We start from the raw sequence: 19908 nt of genomic DNA, 5'->3' as shown, positions 1-19908 counted from the left end.
GCCCTCTTGCTTAGCAAGAGGCCCTAAAACCAAGTGGTTACGAAAATATTTCTGGATCATCAATAGTCATGCAAATATAAAATGGGTTTCTCAACACTCTGACAAGTGCAGTCTCTTTAAAGAGACTGCACTTGTTTTTTTGGAGAATCGCGCCCTGGTGTAAGGGGAAATCTAAACTGTTTTGGCTATACATTACCACCTATGTTTCACACATCGGTATATTTAAATGATGCCTTTCCTAGAGAAGCGGAATTCTATAGTGTTCTACTGAAAGAAATAGAGAGGAAGGATAGACTCTTTTCGATTAAAATTCAATAAGAGTCAAGATTCGGTACTTTCCGTTTGAATGTCCCTTGTTCATAGGCGAAGGCCAGTTCGATCAAGCGCGGTTCACTGAAGGCTTGTGCACTGAACGTGACACCCACTGGAACTCCGCTGCTCGTGTAGCCGGCAGGGACGGTGATGGACGGATAGCCTGCTTTTGCGGGCATTGCTGCTCCGCGATTGTTTTGGAATAGCAGCGCATCCAGTTGGTGTTCGCGCATGACGAGATCCAGTCCTTCTCGAGTGGAAGAGCGCAAATCGTTTTCCCGGTGTTCGACGTACGTCGGGTCAGCCGGATCGTCGCTTAAGGCCTGCGATTTTTCCAGTTCGGCCTGGCCGAATTTCATCCGGTTCTCCGGATCTTGTTTATTGAACTCGATGACATCCGCAAGGGACTTGACCGGCACCTCATCAGGTACGGTACTGAGATAATCGTTGACGCCCCGCCTGAATTCATACCACAAGACGTCCGATTCGAATGCCTGCTGGGGAATCGTCACTTCCTCGACGGTGGCACCGAGCAGTTTCAACTGTTCGATTGCCTCATCCATGATGGCCCGTTCTTCCGGTTCTTCATTGTTCAGGGATGATAGGTCGACGCCGATGCGGGCGCCTTTCAAGCCGTCCGTTTTCAAGTGCGGCGTGTAATCGGTTAATGCCAGACCGGCACTCTTCTGTGTAGCCGGGTCCTGTTCATCGACGCCAGTCAAAGCGCCAAGCAGGATCGCGGCATCTGCAACGGTCCGTGCCATGGGTCCTGCGGTATCCTGGCTTTCGGAAATCGGGATGATGCGCGAGCGGCTGATCAGCCCGACCGTCGGCTTGATGCCGACGATGGAATTGGCGCTCGCTGGGCTCAAGATGGACCCCGAAGTTTCTGTGCCAATACCGACAACGGCAAAATTCGACGCAATCGCAGCGCCTGTTCCTGAACTCGATCCGCCGACATCTCCGGCTTTAAAAGTATCGACTCCGTAAGGGTTCAGCACTTGGCCGCCGAGTGAACTATAGCCGCTCACGCCTTCTTTCGACATAAAATACGCCCATTCGCTCATGTTCACTTTGCCGAGAATGATGGCGCCAGCATTCAGCAGCTGCGACGCGACAAAGGAATCCTGCTGTGCGAAGTTCTGTTCCAATGCGATTGTGCCGGCTGTCGTCGGCATCGGGTCCGTCGTTTCGATATTGTCTTTAAGTAATACGGGAATGCCGTATAATGGCCCCTGTCCGTCTTGCCCACGCATCTCATCGAGCTGGGCTGCGATTTTGATCGCGTCCGGATTGATGGTCAGCACGGAATTGATCCTTGGGCCATTCCGGTCGAATGTTTCGATCCGATCGAGGTAGGCTTGCACCAATTCCATGGAAGTCAGTCTGTTTTCCTGAAAAGCCTGTTGAATGTCTTCGATTGTCGCTTCGTCCAGTTTGAATGAGGTTATCTCCATTGGTAAGCTCCTAACTATAAGTAATGAACATATCTTTAATTGTACACCAATTCTTAATTGTGCGGCACCCAGGGAACAATCGTAATATACGTTTGTGTGAGCCCAACCAAAACAGGGAACCCATTTACTAATAGGACAATTCCTTGATTGGATTGGAAAAGGAGAATGTCAACATGGCATATAAAAGAGATGAAATCATTTTAAGAGGACTTCGGGAAAATAATTTGAAGAATATCGATTTAAATATCCCAAAAGAGAAAATCAATGTTTTTACCGGCCTGTCAGGTTCAGGGAAAAGCTCCGTCGTATTTGATGTTTTAGCAACAGAAAGCAGAAGACAGATGACGTTGAACTATCCGCTGTACATCAGACACCAGATGCCGAGGTACGAACGGCCGCATGCCGACCTGATGCAGCACTTAAGTCCGGTTGTCGTTGTGGAACAAAAACCCGTAAGAGGCAATTCCCGCTCGACTGTTGGCACTTATATGGATATTGATCCCTTGGTCCGGTTATTGTTCTCACGAATCGGCAGTCCGTCAATCGGCTCAGCCACCGAATTTTCGAATGAAAGTTCTTTCGGCAACTGTCCGGAATGCAATGGCTTCGGGAGAGTCGTTGCGCCTGATATCACCAAAATAATCGATGACACGAAATCACTCAGAGAATCCGCAGTGAGATTTAAACCGTTGTCTCCCTCAGGCTGGCAAGGCAGATGGATGGTGGACGGCGGATTGTTCGATGCCGACATCCCCATCAAAGAGTTCACGGAAGAAAAATATAATCTTTTAGTCCACGGCCCACCGGAAGGCGAGCGGGCATTTGGAACTTATTATTACAAAGAAGGCACTACGGAGATCGAATGGGATGGCATCCTTCCACGCTTTATTCGCCTGTACATTAACCGGGATCTCACGAAGCTAAAAAAAACCTCCCAGGAAGATGTCTTGGCGATGACTACACATGCACTGTGCCCGACTTGCGAAGGTTCGGGATTAAATCCGAAAGTACTGGAATGCAAAATCAACGGCTTGAATATCGCCCATTACGACCGGTTGGAACTGACAGAATTGCTGGTTGAACTGGCGAAAATAAAAGATCCTGTCGGAACATCAATCGCACAGCAGGCGTTTCCGAATGTAAAACAGCTGGTTGACTTGGGGTTGGGTTATTTGAGTTTATCGCGGAAAATGGGCACCTTGTCCGGCGGAGAAGCGCAACGCGTAAAAATTGCCCGTCATTTAGGCAGCAGTTTAAACAATATTACGTATATTTTCGATGAACCCAGTGCAGGACTTCATCCGGAAGAAATCGAGATGTTAACGAAAATGTTGAAAAATTTAAGAGACAACTATAATACTGTAGTCGTGATTGAACACAATTTAGCGGTCATCAAAACAGCAGATGAAATAATCGAAATGGGTCCAGGAGCTGGTGTGAGCGGTGGAGAAGTGGTCTATCAAGGCGCACAGGCAGGATTAAAGAAAGCTTCAGCCATCACCGATTTGGATCATAAAATCACAATCAATAAGAATCCACGAAGAGCAGAAAGCGGGTTCTCGATAAAAAATGCCTCTGCCAACAACTTAAAAAATGTAAGTGTGGAAATTCCTAAAAATGTCCTGGTCTCGGTATGCGGCGTTTCAGGTTCTGGCAAGAGTTCCTTACTGTTTGGCGCATTTACAGAGAACTACCCCGAAACCATCGCGGTCAGTCAAGGCAGCATCGGAACGTCCAGCCGTTCGACACTAGCTACCTACATGGGGATTATGGATGACATTCGGTCGATTCTTGCGAAAGAAACCGGACAGCCGGTCGGATTGTTCAGCTTTAATTCGGTGGGGGCCTGTCCGGTCTGCGAGGGCAAAGGCGTCACCACGCCAGACGTCGCTTTTGCGGATCCTGTGACCGTCACGTGTGAAGCTTGCAGAGGGACGAGGTATTCGGAAAAAGCACTGTCCTATCGCCACAAAGGAAAAAACATCGTGGAAATTTTACAACTCTCGATCGACGAAACCAATCAGTATTTAAAAATGCCGAAAATCGTCAAAAAGGTGGATACCTTAAAGGAGGTAGGCCTGGGCTACCTGACACTTGGACAGACGACAAGTTCGTTGAGCGGCGGAGAAGTGCAACGCCTCAAACTGGCCAGCCACCTGAAAAAAGAAGGGCAAATCTATTTATTGGACGAACCATCCTTAGGCTTGCACACTAAAGATAATGCTCATTTATTGGATGTGTTCCAAGGCCTCGTAGACAAAGGGAATTCGGTCATTATCATCGAACACAATTTGAACTTTATTGCCGCGAGCGACTGGGTCCTCGAAATGGGTCCAGGCGGAGGAAAGGAAGGTGGGGAAGTTTTGTTTGAAGGAACACCGGAAGGGATGCTCGAGTCGGACACATTGACGGCAGAGTGGCTGAGAAAAGGTGTAGAGGAGTAATAGTGATCGGCACTGCGGAGTTAGAATAGAAAGGTGTGTGGGTGACTAGAGTCGCCCACACATTTTTTTGGTTCCCTGATGTACGATCTGGTTCTAACAAGTGTTCGCCCCCATGGGATTTATATAGTGTTAAATGAAGTAACTCATCTTGCATGGTGACCGGGGCTAGTCGGCTCAATTCCTTTCGTTTGAAAAAGCGCAAGACCGCATTCCAAGAGAAGACACGATCCTAAACGATTTTGTCATTACACACAAAACATACTAATCGTAAGAAAAAATCCATGAAATGATTGCGCAGAAGAAAAGCGCAGCCAATTGGGAATTCATGTTCCTTGGCGCGAATATCGATGTGGTGGCCACTGCCGGTCAACTCCCATGCAGACGCTGAAGGCACACAGTTGAACTACCAAGTAGTAAGTGGAACAGTTGCTTCTCTTTCGAGAGGGAAAAAGTGTTGATGACATGACTAGAAGTCCAGAAATTGACGGTGTTTACCGTCCAAATTCTGCTGGAAATCCTTTTTGGGTTTAGACTTAAAAGTGGATACCATGGCCGATTTAGTCGCAAACGGTGGCTCTATCTTCCGCAATTGATGATTTAATTTTGCGCATAAGTGGCTCATTCACTATGCAATATTCAGAAAGGATCTCTAACTATACGCGTATTAGTTTTCCTCACTTGATTGATCGGTTACGCGGTAGATTATGAAATATGTTTTTTGTTCCCAGGGGGCGGCACAAACTAATTTACCTGTTCCAAAAAGCACAAGCCATCGATATGAAATAGTAGAAAGCGAAAGGCGTTTCCTTTTAACCTCAATGGGTTATAGGAAACGCCTTTCGCTTTTAAACCTAATTTTTACATCAGCAGGATTGTCACTGTTGATTGTGATCCAGCTTCTTCTTACTTAACAAAAAGTTTCCGTTCCACATTAGCCATAACTTCACAACCTGTTTCAGTTACTCGGAAAGTTTCACTTATTTCAATACCGTATTTTTCGAGCCAAATCCCGGGAATCATATGGAAGACCATATTCGGTTCAAGGATGGTTTTATCCCCAGGTCTTAAGCTCGCAGTGTGCTCGCCCCAATCAGGTGGATAATTAAGTCCTGTAGCATAACCGATTCTTGATTCTTTCTCAAAGCCTCTTTTTTGTATAGATTTGCGCCATGCCAATTCTACTTCTTCGCACGCAACTCCGGGTTTAATAATGTCCAGTGCCGCATTAATGCCTTCGATTGCGGCTTCAGCCAACGTCTCCATTTCGGGTTTTGGTTTGCCGATGACTACTGTCCGCGCTAAAGGTGCATGATACCGTTTATAACAGCCTGCTAACTCCAGAATTACAGGATCTCCTGTTTTATATTTTTCGTCTGTCCAAGTTAAATGACAAGCTGAAGTTTTTTCTCCGGAAGGGAGCAGGGGAACAATGGACGCATAGTCTCCACCGAATTCTTCTGTGCCAGAAATCTGTGCGTGATAAATGTCTGCCACTACATCACATTCTCTTACACCCGCATGGATCTGTTCAATTCCCTTGTACATCGTCTTTTCCACAATTGCAGCGGCACGTTTGATAAATTCGATTTCTTGATCGGATTTAACGATGCGCACCCAATTTACCAAGTTGTTGCTGTTGGAGAATGTAGCGTTGGGCAAGCCTTGAGTAAGTGAAATATAGTTCTGGGCGGTGAAGTAGTACGCATCATATTCTGCAGCGATTTTTTTATTTGCCTGGTTTTTTTCTCTCAAAACGTCACAAACAAAATCCATAGGGTGCCGTTCTGTTGATTGGACATAATTATCGGGATAGGGCAGAATGTTTTCTTTTTTCAGCCATGTGGTGAATTGAGCGGCACTCGCATCCATGCCTCGGCCAATCCAGATTGGTTCTTCTTCATCAATGAGTACGACAAGTATTTGATGGACATAGAAGGACCATGCGTCATAACCAGACAAATAATTCATATTTGCTGGATTGGTTATTAGAAGGACTTCAATTCCTTCAGCAGCCATTCGTTCTTTTGTTTTTTTTAGTCTACTTTTGAATTCAGAAACAGGGAAATGCAACATGTTTTTTTCCTTCCTTTCATAACTATATAAGTTGAACTAAAGAATATTCATAATCGATATTCCGCAAAACAGCTACGCTTACCGCTGGCGAGAGCGAGCCTTTGCGACGAGCTTACACAGGAGCAATCGTCTTTGCATTGCCCAAAGCGACGAGAGTGATTTTCAGTATGCTACTTCTTTAGTTCAACTTACAAAGAGACATTATAAAGTGAACATACTGATATTTTTTTATATGTAAGCATATAAAAAAGGAGCCCGAATCATATGGATCATCTAAAATTCCACTAAAAAAGGGCTCCTTTTTTACAGCATGTACAATGATTAAGAAACTCATACTATTTCTATAGACTTCTATTCTTCAATGCTAATTCAGAGTGAGAAGTCGATTATTTGAGTTCTTCTTCTGCTGCTTGTATATCTTGTTCAATTATTTTTAAAATTTCTTCGGCGCCGTCCCCGCCATTTTCAATATAAACATCGCGGATAGGGGCAACGAGCTCTTTAAAAGATTCTCTTTGATCTTCAGTCAACTCAATAATCTCCATATCCGATTTTTTGATTTCAGCCATCGCTTTTTCTTCTTCTTCTTGCTGCATTGTAAATGACCAATCATTCACTTCTTGCATTATTTCATTAACCAATTTCTGGTCTTCTTCAGCCAATGAAGAGAACCACTCAGAATTCGCCACTGTAGCCGTGATGTAAATATGGTGTTTAGAATCCATCAAATAATCTTGCACTTCATGGAAGTTACTGTTGTAAATAAAGAACAACGGATTTTCTTGGCCGTCGATTCCGCCTGTTTGCAGCATCGTATAGATTTCACCGGAATCTGTAGCTTGTGGATCTGCGCCCATTAACTTGTATGATTCCATGATCATATCAGTCGGCATTCCACGCATCTTGAGCCCTTTCATGTCAGTTGGTTCTGTGATTTTTTTATTTCCTGTCCAGTACATGGAACCTTCTGTCCAAAACTTGAATATTTCCAGCCCTTTTTCCTCGTATTTGTCTGCAAGTGTGCCGTATAACGCTTCACTTTCATCAAGCACTTTTCTATTTACTTCCGGGTTGTTTGAAAATAAGTATGGGATATTCATAATTTGTGTTTGAGGAATAACACTTCCTGTAAATCCAGGGGATGTAATGGCCATATCAACCGCCCCCGTCTGGAGTTGGGTGAACATGTCATCATTTCCTCCAAGCGTTCCTGTTGTATAAACATCAACAGAAACTCGTCCATCTGTTTCTTCTTCGATTAATTCCTTGAATTTATTTGCATACAAGTCTTGTACGTCCCCTTGGCTTTCTTCGTGCGCAAAGCGAATGTTTATACTGTCATCACTTGCTGTAGCTTCACTGCCCTCAGTGTTATCGCTGCCGCATGCGAACAAGAAAATCGGCATCAGGATCAAAAGAATTAAAAGAGTTGAATTTTTTTTACTAAACATTTTGTTACCCCCTATTAGTTTTATTTGTTTCAGGCCAACTCAACGGTAATAAGTGAATCAGTTAGATGAAACACCTCCTTTATTTGGCGAGAATGCCATGGATTTTAAAGCACATAGCGGTAAGCGATTATAATGTCCGGGAAAAGGATTAATAGGACATTGATGATTAAAAAGATAATAATATAGGGGAATACCCCTCTCACAACTTCTGCATACGGTTTGTTGAATACAGCGCAGGCGGTGAATATGTTTACACCGAATGGCGGCGTGACGGTCCCGAGTGTCGCTTGCATGGTGATTAAAATTCCAATTACGACTGGATCGATGCCCATTTGAGAGGCAATCGGGAAAAAGATTGGCGTTAGAATGGCAATCGCCACCAGCGAATCGACAAACATACAAGAGACTAAAAAAAATAACGACATGATGATGATCACTTGAAGTTCACTTGGGTTATTTCCCAAGACGGCTTCTGTCAAAGCCTGAGGAATTCTCAAGTACGATATGACCCAAGAAAACGATCCACCGGCAGCTAATAAAATAAATACGACACTGGTTATGACTCCGGTCGATGCTGCAATCGGCAAAAGCTGTTTGATCTTAACGGATCTGAAAATAAGTACTTCCAAGATAATGGCGTAAAATACAGAGAATGCCGCTGCCTCGGTCGGACTGAACATTCCTGAATAGATTCCACCTAAAATAATGATAGGGAACCCGAACGTTAAAAGAGCTCTTCTAAATGAACTCCATCTTTGGCCCATAGTCGCTTTAGGTTCAACCGGAATTTTCTTCCGTATTGCGATAAAGTATTCATATGCAGCAAAGCCGAAAAAAATCAGCACGCCTGGAATTACCCCGGCTATAAACAAGTCCCCTATGGAAGTACCGGTCAGCATTCCGTAGTAAATCATGACAATACTCGGTGGAATCAAAATAGCGATTCCGGCGGAGTTGACGATCAATCCCATGATATGCGAATCCTGGTATCCATACTCCAGCGCTCTCTTGCGCATCGGCGGTCCAATGGCTGCTATCGTTGCCTGGGAGGAACCGGAAACCGAACCGAATAAGGTGCTTGTAGCAGCAGTCACAATCCCCGTTCCACCCCGGATATGCCCAAACAAATCCTTTACAAAATCCAATAATCTATTTGCGGTGTTTCCCTTAACCATAATGTCCGCTGCAAAAATGAACATTGGTATCGCGAGTAATACATAAGATTGGACGCTGCTAGCCAGTTGTTGAATAAAGATGACAAAATCAATATTTGGAGCAAGCGTCAGCATCATGACAAGGCCTGTTGTTAATAAAACAATCATGATTGGAAAATTCATAAATAGCATAACGAACAATAATACAATTATGAGCCATAGCAATGTATTTCCCCCTAGCTGTGTCTGAGTTTATGAGACGTTAATTATTTGGCGTCAATGTCATTTTCTTTTCTCGTATAGATGCCTGTAATGAAGTCAACTAAATAACTAAGAAATGCAATGAAGAACCCGATAGGTATGACAGCCATAATAAGATAAACCGGGAACTGAAGCATCGTCGTCACTTCACCGATTTGATGCAAATGCAAAACGTACTCATAGGCAAGATACGTGAGGAAAAGCAAAACAATAGCTGATACCAGATCAATAAACAGCCGGAGAGCCCACTGGGCCTGTTTCGGCAATAAATCGTAAAATCCGGACATCTCGATATGCTGCTTTTTTCTTACTGCATATCCGATTCCTAAGAATGTCATGGCAACCAGTGCGAGGGAACCGACTTCTTCTGAAAATCCCCAGCTTTTATTGAAAAGGTAACGGCTGATCGCATTTCCGGCTAACAAAACACTCATTACAAGCGTTATCAGACCTAAAATGGCCAATTCGATGGAGGACCAGATTTTTTCAATTTTATTGAATGCTTTCATATTCTCTACACCACCTGAGTTAGTTGGAAGTCTTTTATAATATGTGCAGCCTTATTGTGTTCCGTCGCTTATGATATATTTTCCGCAGATAACTTCGGAATAATAGCCCGTAAGCCTGTAAAGGACGCGTCTCTTCGCTGATTATTTATAAAGTGCATAGAAAATTTCCTGGTTTTAATCATCATTAGTAGTCGGGCGATATTTTTTGTGTCGCTTTGAACGATAAATGAATCATTAAAATCGTGACTTCTTTTATGCACTTTATAAACGGAATAAGCTTCCGAAATCTTTAATATCCTCATTGATTCCGGCTAACTTCATACTATGCCAGAAAGTCGCCTGGTTGGATGAGATAACCGGCTTTCCTAAGTCAGCTTCCAGCGTCTCGATCAAGCGTACTGCCGATAAGCCGGTGCATGAAATGAAAACAGCTTCAGCGTCGGCTGTGTCCACTTCCTTCGCCATTTTGTAAATGGTATCTACAGTTATGTTCGATATTTCATAATCACTTGTTATGCCAAGTCCGGTCATATTTGTGACCGAAAATCCGCTATCTTCTAAAAAGATTTTGGCAAGTCTGTTTAAGGCATCTTCATAAGGTGTCGCTACTGCAATCTTTTTAACATTGAAAGCATTCAATGCTGCAACAACTGCAGTAGTAGTTGTTGTGCAGGGGATATTATTGGAAGCGCTTTCCATTCTGTTTATTAGTTCTTGATCGTAGCCCACACCGTGTGCAAAACTGCCGCTTGTACAGCCGAAGGCAATGGAACCCACAGGAGCTTGTGCTAATAATTTTGTCGCTTTTACTGCATCTTCTCCAAGCGAGGACACATCATAGACTGTAAAATTATCGGGATTTTCTGATAAAGCGACTCTCGTTGTAAGGGTAGTAACACCATCAGGAGCCATATCAACATATTCAGCATCCATTGACCAAGCTGAAGCAATGTAGATCAAGCCCAATTTTCCTCTCCAGCCATATGGCAAGTCTTTCATAAGTTCACCTTCTACTTCATTTTTTTATTGCATCTTTATAAAAGAATTACTTGGACCTAAATTATCCTATGAACTTCATCCCCCTCCTTTTGTCCCATTAAGAATTGACGTTGGTTGATGTCACTGTAAACATAATAAAGAATGTTGTCAATATATTTTAAATTATATGAATAATGCCTCGATTGGTGATTAGAGAGAGCATTATACTGGAGATGAAAGGGATCTTTTAAAATTGGTGTAGTCTTGCGGAAAGGAAATTTAGCAAGCTTCTAAGCCATCTCTGCCTTTTAAATTAGGAAAAATATACATCAATCAAAGTATAAGAGCAGATACCGGTTTATCATTCAAACTTCTTTCGACGAGTATTTGAAACTTTTTAAATATTCTTTTTTATTATACAATATTAGATTTTGAATTCTCCCCAAAAAGTGTATGAAGTTTTTATTGTTTTATATTCATTTTGAACAATGGATAAATAATTTTTGAAAGAATAGTATTTACTTCAATAACCAAACTAGGGAAGGGCGGATAAAATGGCAAATACCAGAACCAAAAATGAGGTGAGAATTCAAGGCGTATGGCAGGCTTAAAAGCAGATTGCATCTCTCGTCAATAAAAACTCGCTGATCCATTCAACCGACATGGTCAGCCGGCTGATGGATGATTTGCAATTAATCGCGGAAGAGGACATCGGATATGCCATGGCTTATATGATGGATAAGCACCATATAATCACGGAAGGGGCTGCGACTGGACAGAATGTCGATATAGCCATTCTTTACGCGTTGATTCAAAAATATATTACTCAAGAGGAGAAATGATTGTATGATCAGCGAAATTGAAAACGCTTCTTTTAGAATTGAAAGCGATTTTTTAGGATCGAAAGCAGTCCCGCACAGCGCTTATTATGGAATTCAAACTCTGCGGGCTGTTGAAAACTTTCCAATCACTGGATACCATGTCCATGAGGATTTGGTCAAAGCGTTGGCCACCGTAAAAAAAGCGGCTGCCCTGGCCAATATGGAAACGGGTCGTCTGAATCGGGGATTGGGCAATGCGATTGTCCAAGCAGCGGCTGAACTGATTGAAGGCCAATGGCATGATCATTTTATCGTGGATCCGATACAAGGCGGAGCAGGAACTTCCATGAATATGAATATAAACGAAGTGGTGGCGAACCGGGCGCTGGAGTTACTCGGGATCGACAAAGGAAACTACTCGGAATTGAGTCCCAATAACCACGTGAATATGTCGCAATCCACGAACGATGTTTTCCCGACGGCTATTCACATTTCCACGTTGAATTTATTGGGGAAACTGCTTCATACGATGAGAGAAATGCACACAGTGTTGAAAGAAAAAGCACGGCAATTTGACCATGTAATCAAAATGGGCAGGACGCATCTCCAAGATGCTGTGCCGATTCGGCTTGGCCAGGAGTTCGAGGCATACAGCCGCGTTCTTGAACGAGACATTAAAAGGATATGGCAATCCCAGCAACACCTATATGAAGTAAATATGGGGGCTACTGCAGTGGGAACTGGCTTGAATGCCGATCCGCGCTATATTAAATCCGTCACAATGCATTTGGCGGAAATCAGTGGATTACCTTTGACGGAAGCTGAGCATTTAGTCGATGCAACGCAAAATACAGATGCTTATACAGAAGTTTCAGGAGTATTGAAAGTCTGTATGATGAACATGTCCAAAATAGCCAATGATCTCCGTTTAATGGCGTCGGGACCGAGAGCCGGGCTTGGGGAAATCGTTTTGCCTGCGAGGCAGCCAGGTTCTTCCATCATGCCTGGGAAAGTAAACCCAGTAATGCCGGAGATGCTCAATCAGGTCGCATTTCAAGTGATCGGGAATGACCATACCATATGCCTGGCTTCTGAAGCAGGACAACTAGAGTTGAATGTGATGGAGCCGGTGATGGTCTTCAATTTGTTGCAATCGATTAGCATCATGAATAACGCATTCCATGTTTTCACGAATTATTGCTTGAAGGATATCGAAGCAAATGAAAAACATTTAAAGGAATATGTAGAAAAAAGTGTGGGCCTTATCACAGCCGTAAATCCTCACATTGGCTACGAGATAGCGGCAAAAATTGCCAGAGAAGCAATTGCGAATGGCAATTCTGTCCGCGAAATCTGCCTTTTGAAGAAAGTTTTAACAGAAGAAGAACTGGATTTGATTTTAAGTCCTTATGAAATGACAGAACCTGGGATTTCAGGTATCTCGTTATTTTTAAAATAAGTAAAAGCCCCAGAATATAGGGACCGCTTGTCCGTGTTTATGCGGTCATATAATTATGATGAGAAGGAGCTAACTATTTATCTTTCTTTTGTCTTTATTCAAAGGATATTCAAAAGTGGGAAGGGGACACTATGCGATTAACAGTAAAACATGTATTGAGTTATGAAATTTTAAATTCTGCTAAAGTTTTGGCTGGAAAAGAAATTATCAGCGAAAAGCAAATTCAGTGGGTTTCCGTTATTGAAATGCCGGTTGAAAATTTTGTCCGCCAAAATGAGCTCGTTTTGACAACTGCAATCGGCTGCACCAATGATGTGGAAGCTTTAAAGGCGTTTGTTCAAGATATCATCGATTCCAATGCTGCGGCATTGATGGTGGCGATGGGCAGGCATGTATATGATATCCCGACAGAAGTCATTGAATTGGCTGTAAAGCAGGGTTTCATCTTGATTGAGCTGCCATGGGAAGTCCGTTTTTCCGATATTGTTGAAGAAGTGATGCCGGAAATCAATAATCTGCTGCATCAAGAACGCGAGAAATCCGAAAAAGTGCAGCATGAGTTATTGCAGCTTATTCTGCAAGATACGGATCTTGTCCATATTTCGAAATACATTCAACGGCAAATTGACTGCCGGCTTATCATTGCGGACCGGTCTGGCACGATCTTGGAAAAAGGCGGACATTCAAAAGCGGTTATTGAAAAGTGGAAGAAGTTTGCCTTGCAAGGGGTATTTCCAATCACCGAGGAAAAATCGATGGCGAGCCAGGATTTTATGGCTCAAAAGTTCCGGTCAACTGAAGTGGATGGAAAAGTGGTCCTCCAAATCCCGGTCCTGCAAGTTTCGGAAGATCCCCAAGGATACATATATGTAATTTTGCCAGAAGGGGTATCGGTTGAATCTTATTTAACACAGTACCGGATTTATGTTCTGGAGCACGCAGCGACCACCATTTCGCTGTGGCTTTCCAGAAAAAACGCCATCGAAGATACGAAGGTCAGTTTGCGCAGTGATTTTGTCCAAGAGCTAACAAAGGGAGAATTCACATCTTCCGAACAAGCGCATTCAAGGGCGGCATTGCTGGGATATGATTTGACTGTTCCATACATCAACATGATCGGCTGTCTTGAAAATTTAGAAGAGCTATTTGGAAAATGGAAAAAAGAAGGCGATTCCTTGGCCCAGTGGACAGAAAGCATGGTCGGCTATATCGAAGAGGAAGTTTTTTACTCGGCACAATCGCTGAAGCGAGACACAATGATGACACGTCAAGGCAATCGATTGCTGATTTTCCTTGAAATTTCGATAGATGCTGAAACTGAAAATGTCGGGAATTTTTTGGATTTGATGGAGCGTCGTTTAAAAAATCTGTTGCCGGAAGTGATTATCTCTTGGGGAGTGGGAGAATACCACGATGGCATTAAAGGGTTTGCAGAGAGCTACGAGAATGCCGAGATTGCACTGCGCATCGGCCAGCGGAAAAACGGTCCCGGCCAACGGATGATGTACAGTAACACAAGAGTGGACCGCATCCTTTTAAATTTGGCTCAAAATGATGAAATGAAAGAAGTCATTACATCGACGATCGAACCGATTGTCTCGTACGATCAACTGCGGAACATGGATTTGATTCGAACATTCAGTGCGTACAACCAATACCATGGAAATGTAAGCCAGACTGCCCGTGCTTTGAACTTGCACCGGCAATCCTTATTGTACCGACTCAGAAAAATCGAGTCGTTGACCGGCCTTTCGCTCCTGGATCCGGATGATCTGTTTCTATTGGACCTGAGTATCAAGACCTGGAAGGTCGGAATAGAAAAAAAAGTGAATGAGCAACCGGAATAGCCTTACAGAACTTTTGCTAAAAGTTCTGTAAGGCTATTTTTTTCAGCGTTTTCCAGCCTTTAGATATTTTGACTAAAAACAATTTGATTCTTCATACATTGTTGCAGATGCCAGAAATTTTCCGGGGCGTCTATAATGAAATCAAGAGTTAATTATTCCGAATATTTAGAAAGGGTATTGCATTCTTTTAGAAGGGGGGGTTCCTATGCCGTTTGGAACAGCAGAGTATCAAAAAAGAATTCGCAAAACAAAAGAACGGATGGCTGCCCAAGGCATTGAGGTATTGCTTATCACCAATCCATCCAATATGAATTATTTATCAGGTTACGATGGCTGGTCTTTCTATGTCCATCAAATGCTGATTGTTATAGATGACGAAGACCAGCCATTATGGGTGGGCAGGATGCTGGATGCTAACGGAGCGAAAATCACCACTTGGCTTTATCACGAAAACATCATTCCGTATCCTGACATTTATGTGCAATCAGAAACTTTGCATCCGATGGATTTCATCGCCGATATTTTAAAACAGATTGGGCAAGATAAACAATCGATCGGAGTTGAAATGGAAAGCTATTATTTTTCTGCGAAGTGTTTTGAACAATTGAAAAAAGGGTTGCCGGATGCAAGGTTCAAAGACGCCTCTGATTTAGTGAACTGGATACGGATTGTAAAATCGGATCAAGAAATCGAGTTTATGAAAATTGCAGGGAAGTTCGCGGATCAAGCAGTAATGTCGGGAATAAACCTTATTGATGAAAATGTTCGCGAATGTGATGTAGCAGCAAAAATATTGCATTCGCAAGTGTCAGGAACTGAAGAGCATGGTGGAGATTATCCGGCAATCATGCCTCTTCTGCCATCGGGAAAAAAAACATCCACTCCTCACTTAACATGGACGGATGACCGCTATAAATCCGGAGATTCCATTATTTTGGAACTGGCTGGCTGTTACAGGCGTTATCATGCTCCGCTAGCCCGGACAGTCAACCTTGGAAGACCGGAAAAATTTCTAAAAGAGCTGGCGGATATTACAGTTGAGGGCTTGAATGAATGCTTGGCCATAATCAAACCGGGAGTCGTCTTAGAAGAAGTGGCGCAGACATGGAGCGAATCAATCGCGAAAAGTGGGTTTTCCAAAGAATCCCGGATCGGTTATTCCGTCGGGGTAGGTTATCCGCCTGATTGGGGAGAACATACAGCAAGCATCCGCAAAGGCGACCGAACGGTTCTTCAGCCAAATATGACCTTCCATTTGATCCCGGGTATGTGGTCTGAAGGTTCAGGATTTGCCGTAAGCGAATCGTTCCGTGTAACGGAGGATGGCTGCGAGACATTTTCCAGCCTGCCAAGAGGATTATTCGTCAAGGAAGGTTCAGGATTGGAATAGCTAATGCCGTCTAAGGAGGTGCAGTACAGTCTTGTTGATCTCAACGGAACAGGAACTCAGAAAATATGTGAAATCAAACGAAGAAGCAGTGGCGATTTTCGAAAGCGCTTTTACGAAACTGCAATCGCATTGTTCGCTTACAGCGAAATGGTTAAACGCAATTTAGGGATGAAAGTAGAAAACGATACTACACAACAAAAAAACTAAGAGGAGTGGTCGCATGACACACAAAAATATACAAATGGGAACTAAAGCAGTATGGGCTGGAGAAAAAGAATATTTGGCATTCGGTGCAACTCAAGTGCCGGTCGTGTTAAGCGTAGCTTACACATATGACGATATGGATGAATGGTATGACGTAGCAATCGGTAAAAAGAAAGGCCATATTTACGGGCGCAACACAAACCCGACTGTCCAAGCTTTTGAAGATAAAGTGAAAATCCTTGAAGGGGCGGAAGCAGCAACAAGCTTCTCAACAGGGATGGCCGCAATCAGCAACACACTGGCAACTTTCCTATTGCCGGGCGACCGTATTGTTTCAGTTAAAGATACTTACGGCGGTACAAACAAAATCTTTACAGAGTTTCTTCCGCGCCAAAACATTGAAGTGGCGTTGGCTGAAACGGGGAACCACGAATCGATTGAAGCGGAAGTCGCTAAAGGCTGCAAAATCCTTTACTTAGAAACACCGACAAATCCAACGGTTAAAATTACGGATATTGAACGCATGGCAAAAGCGGGCCACGCAGTCGGGGCTCTTGTCATCATCGACAATACGTTCGGAACGCCGATCAACCAAAACCCATTAGAGCTTGGCGTGGACTTGGTGCTACACAGTGCTACGAAATTCCTCGGCGGTCATGCGGACGCACTTGGCGGCGTACTGGTCGGTTCTCGAGAACTTGTGGAGCAAGTTTATCACTACCGTGAAATCAATGGTGCAACGATGGACCCGATGGCTGCTTACCTGATTTTGCGCGGCATGAAAACTTTGCATCTCCGTGTGCGCGAACAATCTAAAAATGCAATGGAACTGGCGAAATACTTACAGACCATAGACTTGGTTGAAGGAGTTTACTACCCAGGCCTTGAAACGCACCCTAACCATGATATCGCAAAAAAACAAATGAAAGGCTTCGGCGGCATGCTCAGCTTTGCAGTAAAAGGCGGAGTGGATACCGTAAGAGACCTTCTTCCGAAATTGAAATATGCACATCGCGCAGCAAACCTTGGCGCTGTTGAAACGACAGTCGGGCCAGCTCGCACGACAAGCCATGTGGAATGTACTCCAGAAGAACGCGCAGCAATGGGGATTCCTGAAGGTTTGGTCCGCGTATCTTGCGGAATTGAGAACATTGAAGACATCATCGCTGATTTTGAACAAGCGTTTGCACATGTTGAAAATACCTTGAAAGTATAATTTGCCGAGAGTTGAGGTGAGTGGTGTATGTCAGAAAATCATCCGATAGCTGAAAAAGCTAACAGCATTGCAAATAAATTGATTGAATGGCGACGCACGTTTCATCAATATCCCGAACTCAGTTTCCAGGAATTCGAGACCTCTCAATATATTGCTGAGACATTGGAAAAAATCGGGGGCATTGCAGTGGAAAGAGGCCTTGGCGTTGACACAAGCGTTGTCGGGACTTTAACTTCTGGTGAAGGACCAACAATTGCTATAAGAGCAGATATCGACGCTTTGCCCATTGCAGAAGAAAATATCAATGATTACCGCTCACTGCATGAAGAAGTTATGCATGCTTGCGGCCATGACGCCCATACCAGTATTTTACTTGGGGTAGCGAGTGTTTTAGCAGAAGGTTTTCAAAAAGGCGACATCAAAGGAACAGTGAAATTCGTCTTTCAGCCGGCGGAAGAATGCATCGATGAACATGGGCTTTCCGGTTCTCCTTACTTGATAAATGCCGGAGTCTATGACGGTGTGGATGCAGCGATCGCTCTTCATATGTGTCCATGGCTTCCGGTTGGCGAGGTGCAAATCAGCGATGGCTGCAGCATGGCGAATGTAGATGTCTTCAAAGCGAAAATCATTGGTACCGGCGGACATGGAGCGTACCCGGAACTCGGAACAGATCCGACATGGATGCTCGGTCCTGTATTGCAGGCATTGCACGGCATCGTTGCACGAAAAGTACCGGCATTGGAAGCTGCAGTAATTAGTATCGGCCAAATTCATGCCGGAGCTGCGAGCAATATTATTCCCTCGGAAGTGGAAATAGAAGGCACCATCCGCAGTTATTCTGCTGAAATCCGTGACTTGCTGTCACTGGAAATCCAGAAAGCCTTTTCAATAGTAGAAAATTTAAGCGGCGAGTTCACGTTGGAAATCCAGCGAGGCGAACCGGCTCTAGTCAATAGTCCAGTAGTCAATGGCTGGTTCAGAGAAACGATACGTGAAGTTTATCCGGAGCTTCGGCTCACGGATAAACCATTTGGAATGGGTGGGGAAGATTTTGGCTATGTCACGCAGAAGCTTCCCGGCGCCATGTTTCTCCTAGGGTGTGCGACTGAAGATGGAATCCAACGGGATCTGCATACACCTATATTTGATATCGACGAAAACTGCATGCCGCTAGGGGTTTCCATTCTGGCCCGCACAGCGATTGGTTTTTTAAAAGGTAAGAAACCGTCACCAAACAATCAAAAGTTAGAGGTGCAAACTCATGGCTCATAAGCTAGCATTCATTGGATTCGGCGTAGTCGGACAAGGTTTAGCCGAAATCCTTCGTGATAAAAAAGAAGCGTTAAAAAAAGAAGAAGAATTCGAAGCGGAAATTGTAGCGATTTCAGACTTGATGAAAGGCTCTATCTACCATCCGCATGGATTGGATATCGATACAGTTTTGAACGTGCTGAAAGAAACCGGGAATTTAGAGAATTACCCGCATACACCCGGGCTGATAACCGGGTGGGACAGCTTGAAAACCATCCGTGAAACGAATGCGGATACGGTAATTGAAGTTTCTTATACAGATGTGAAAACCGGGCAGCCGGCAATCGACCATTGCAAAACGGCATTTGAAAATGGCAAAAATGTAGTTATGACCAATAAAGGGCCAGTAGCTCTTGCTTATAAAGAGCTTTCCGAAATCGCTGAGCAGCACGGCGTCCATTGGGGATTTGAAGGAACGGTCATGAGCGGAACGCCTGCACTGCGGATGCCGATTGCTACACTTGCCGGAAACAATATCACTGGAATCCGAGGCATTTTAAACGGTACTACGAATTATATTTTAACCAAGATGGAAGACGAAGGCGTTTCTTACGAAGATGCATTAAAAGAAGCGCAAGCGCTCGGCTATGCAGAAGCAGATCCGACGAGTGATGTTGAAGGATATGATGCACGCTATAAAATCGTCATTCTTTCAAATTATGTAATGAACGCGCCTTTAACAGTGGAGGAAGTTTCATGTACCGGAATTTCAAGTATCACATTAGATGATATCGAACAAGCGAAGAAGGAAGGCAAGCGCTGGAAACTATTGGCGAAAGCGCGCAAAGAAGGGGCAGGTGTAGTTGCTTCCATTGCCCCTGAAAAAGTGGATATTTCTGATTCCTTAGCTTCCATCAGCGGTGCAATCAACGCCATTACGTATGAAACGGATCTTTTGGGTCCGGTCACTTTAAGCGGCGCAGGGGCGGGCAAAGTTGAAACGGGCTTCTCCTTATTGATCGATTTAATTTCCATTTCTCGGGAAAAACAAACAGTAAAAAAATGATGATGTAAAGGC

Annotated in this window: 14 protein-coding genes; 8 read left to right on the top strand and 6 right to left on the bottom strand. The window is 43.9% G+C overall.

The window, feature by feature from the left end; translation table 11 throughout:
- Nucleotides 1-311 precede the first annotated feature (311 nt).
- Nucleotides 312-1769, bottom strand: coding sequence for an amidase family protein (locus J7I83_RS05870; protein WP_215099770.1), 1458 nt, complete (start codon nt 1767-1769; stop codon nt 312-314).
- A 173-nt stretch (nt 1770-1942) separates the two neighbouring features.
- Here J7I83_RS05870 and J7I83_RS05865 point away from each other — a divergent pair, with 173 nt between their 5' ends.
- Nucleotides 1943-4213 carry an excinuclease ABC subunit UvrA gene (locus tag J7I83_RS05865; RefSeq protein WP_215099769.1) on the top strand — a complete coding sequence of 757 codons (2271 nt, stop codon included), beginning with the start codon at nt 1943-1945 and terminating at the stop codon, nt 4211-4213.
- A gap of 903 nt (nt 4214-5116) precedes the next feature.
- Here the strand turns inward: J7I83_RS05865 and J7I83_RS05860 are convergent.
- The 5 genes from J7I83_RS05860 to J7I83_RS05840 form a co-directional block, all read right to left on the bottom strand.
- The gene (locus J7I83_RS05860; protein WP_215099768.1) at nt 5117-6286 is read right to left on the bottom strand and encodes a M24 family metallopeptidase; all 1170 of its coding nucleotides are present in this window, start codon (nt 6284-6286) and stop codon (nt 5117-5119) included.
- A 386-nt stretch (nt 6287-6672) separates the two neighbouring features.
- Entirely contained in the window at nt 6673-7737 is a 1065-nt protein-coding gene (locus J7I83_RS05855) for a TRAP transporter substrate-binding protein (RefSeq protein WP_215099767.1), read from the bottom strand.
- Nucleotides 7738-7841: 104 nt separating this feature from the next.
- Nucleotides 7842-9116 carry a TRAP transporter large permease gene (locus J7I83_RS05850; RefSeq protein WP_215099766.1) on the bottom strand — a complete coding sequence of 425 codons (1275 nt, stop codon included), beginning with the start codon at nt 9114-9116 and terminating at the stop codon, nt 7842-7844.
- Nucleotides 9117-9157: 41 nt separating this feature from the next.
- Entirely contained in the window at nt 9158-9661 is a 504-nt protein-coding gene (locus J7I83_RS05845) for a TRAP transporter small permease (protein ID WP_215099765.1), read from the bottom strand.
- A gap of 261 nt (nt 9662-9922) precedes the next feature.
- On the bottom strand, nt 9923-10660 hold the full coding sequence (locus J7I83_RS05840) for a maleate cis-trans isomerase family protein (protein ID WP_215099764.1): 738 nt from the start codon (nt 10658-10660) through the stop codon (nt 9923-9925).
- Between the two features lie 656 nt (nt 10661-11316).
- Here J7I83_RS05840 and J7I83_RS05835 point away from each other — a divergent pair.
- From J7I83_RS05835 to J7I83_RS05805, 7 genes are all read left to right on the top strand, one after another.
- The gene (locus J7I83_RS05835; protein WP_215099763.1) at nt 11317-11481 is read left to right on the top strand and encodes a hypothetical protein; all 165 of its coding nucleotides are present in this window, start codon (nt 11317-11319) and stop codon (nt 11479-11481) included.
- 4 nt (nt 11482-11485) lie between these two features.
- On the top strand, nt 11486-12919 hold the full coding sequence (gene aspA / locus J7I83_RS05830; protein WP_215099762.1) for an aspartate ammonia-lyase: 1434 nt from the start codon (nt 11486-11488) through the stop codon (nt 12917-12919).
- A 131-nt stretch (nt 12920-13050) separates the two neighbouring features.
- Nucleotides 13051-14766 (top strand): PucR family transcriptional regulator, encoded by a 1716-nt coding sequence (locus J7I83_RS05825; protein ID WP_215099761.1) that lies wholly within the window; start codon nt 13051-13053, stop codon nt 14764-14766.
- 205 nt (nt 14767-14971) lie between these two features.
- Nucleotides 14972-16156: a M24 family metallopeptidase gene (locus tag J7I83_RS05820; protein ID WP_215099760.1), complete on the top strand. Its 1185-nt coding sequence runs from the start codon at nt 14972-14974 to the stop codon at nt 16154-16156.
- Between the two features lie 220 nt (nt 16157-16376).
- A complete protein-coding gene (locus J7I83_RS05815; RefSeq protein WP_215099759.1) occupies nt 16377-17576 on the top strand; it encodes a cystathionine gamma-synthase family protein in 1200 nt (399 codons plus the stop codon).
- 27 nt (nt 17577-17603) lie between these two features.
- Nucleotides 17604-18851 (top strand): M20 metallopeptidase family protein, encoded by a 1248-nt coding sequence (locus tag J7I83_RS05810; RefSeq protein WP_215099758.1) that lies wholly within the window; start codon nt 17604-17606, stop codon nt 18849-18851.
- Nucleotides 18841-19896 (top strand): homoserine dehydrogenase, encoded by a 1056-nt coding sequence (locus J7I83_RS05805; protein WP_215099757.1) that lies wholly within the window; start codon nt 18841-18843, stop codon nt 19894-19896. The genes J7I83_RS05810 and J7I83_RS05805 overlap by 11 nt, the downstream gene beginning before the upstream one ends.
- The last annotated feature ends 12 nt before the right edge of the window (nt 19897-19908 follow it).

The sequence above is a fragment of the Planococcus sp. ISL-110 genome (assembly GCF_018613575.1).
Lineage (GTDB): Bacteria > Bacillota > Bacilli > Bacillales_A > Planococcaceae > Planococcus.
The sequence above is the reverse complement of the archived record's forward strand: the minus strand, read 5'-3'. Positions and strand labels throughout refer to the sequence as shown.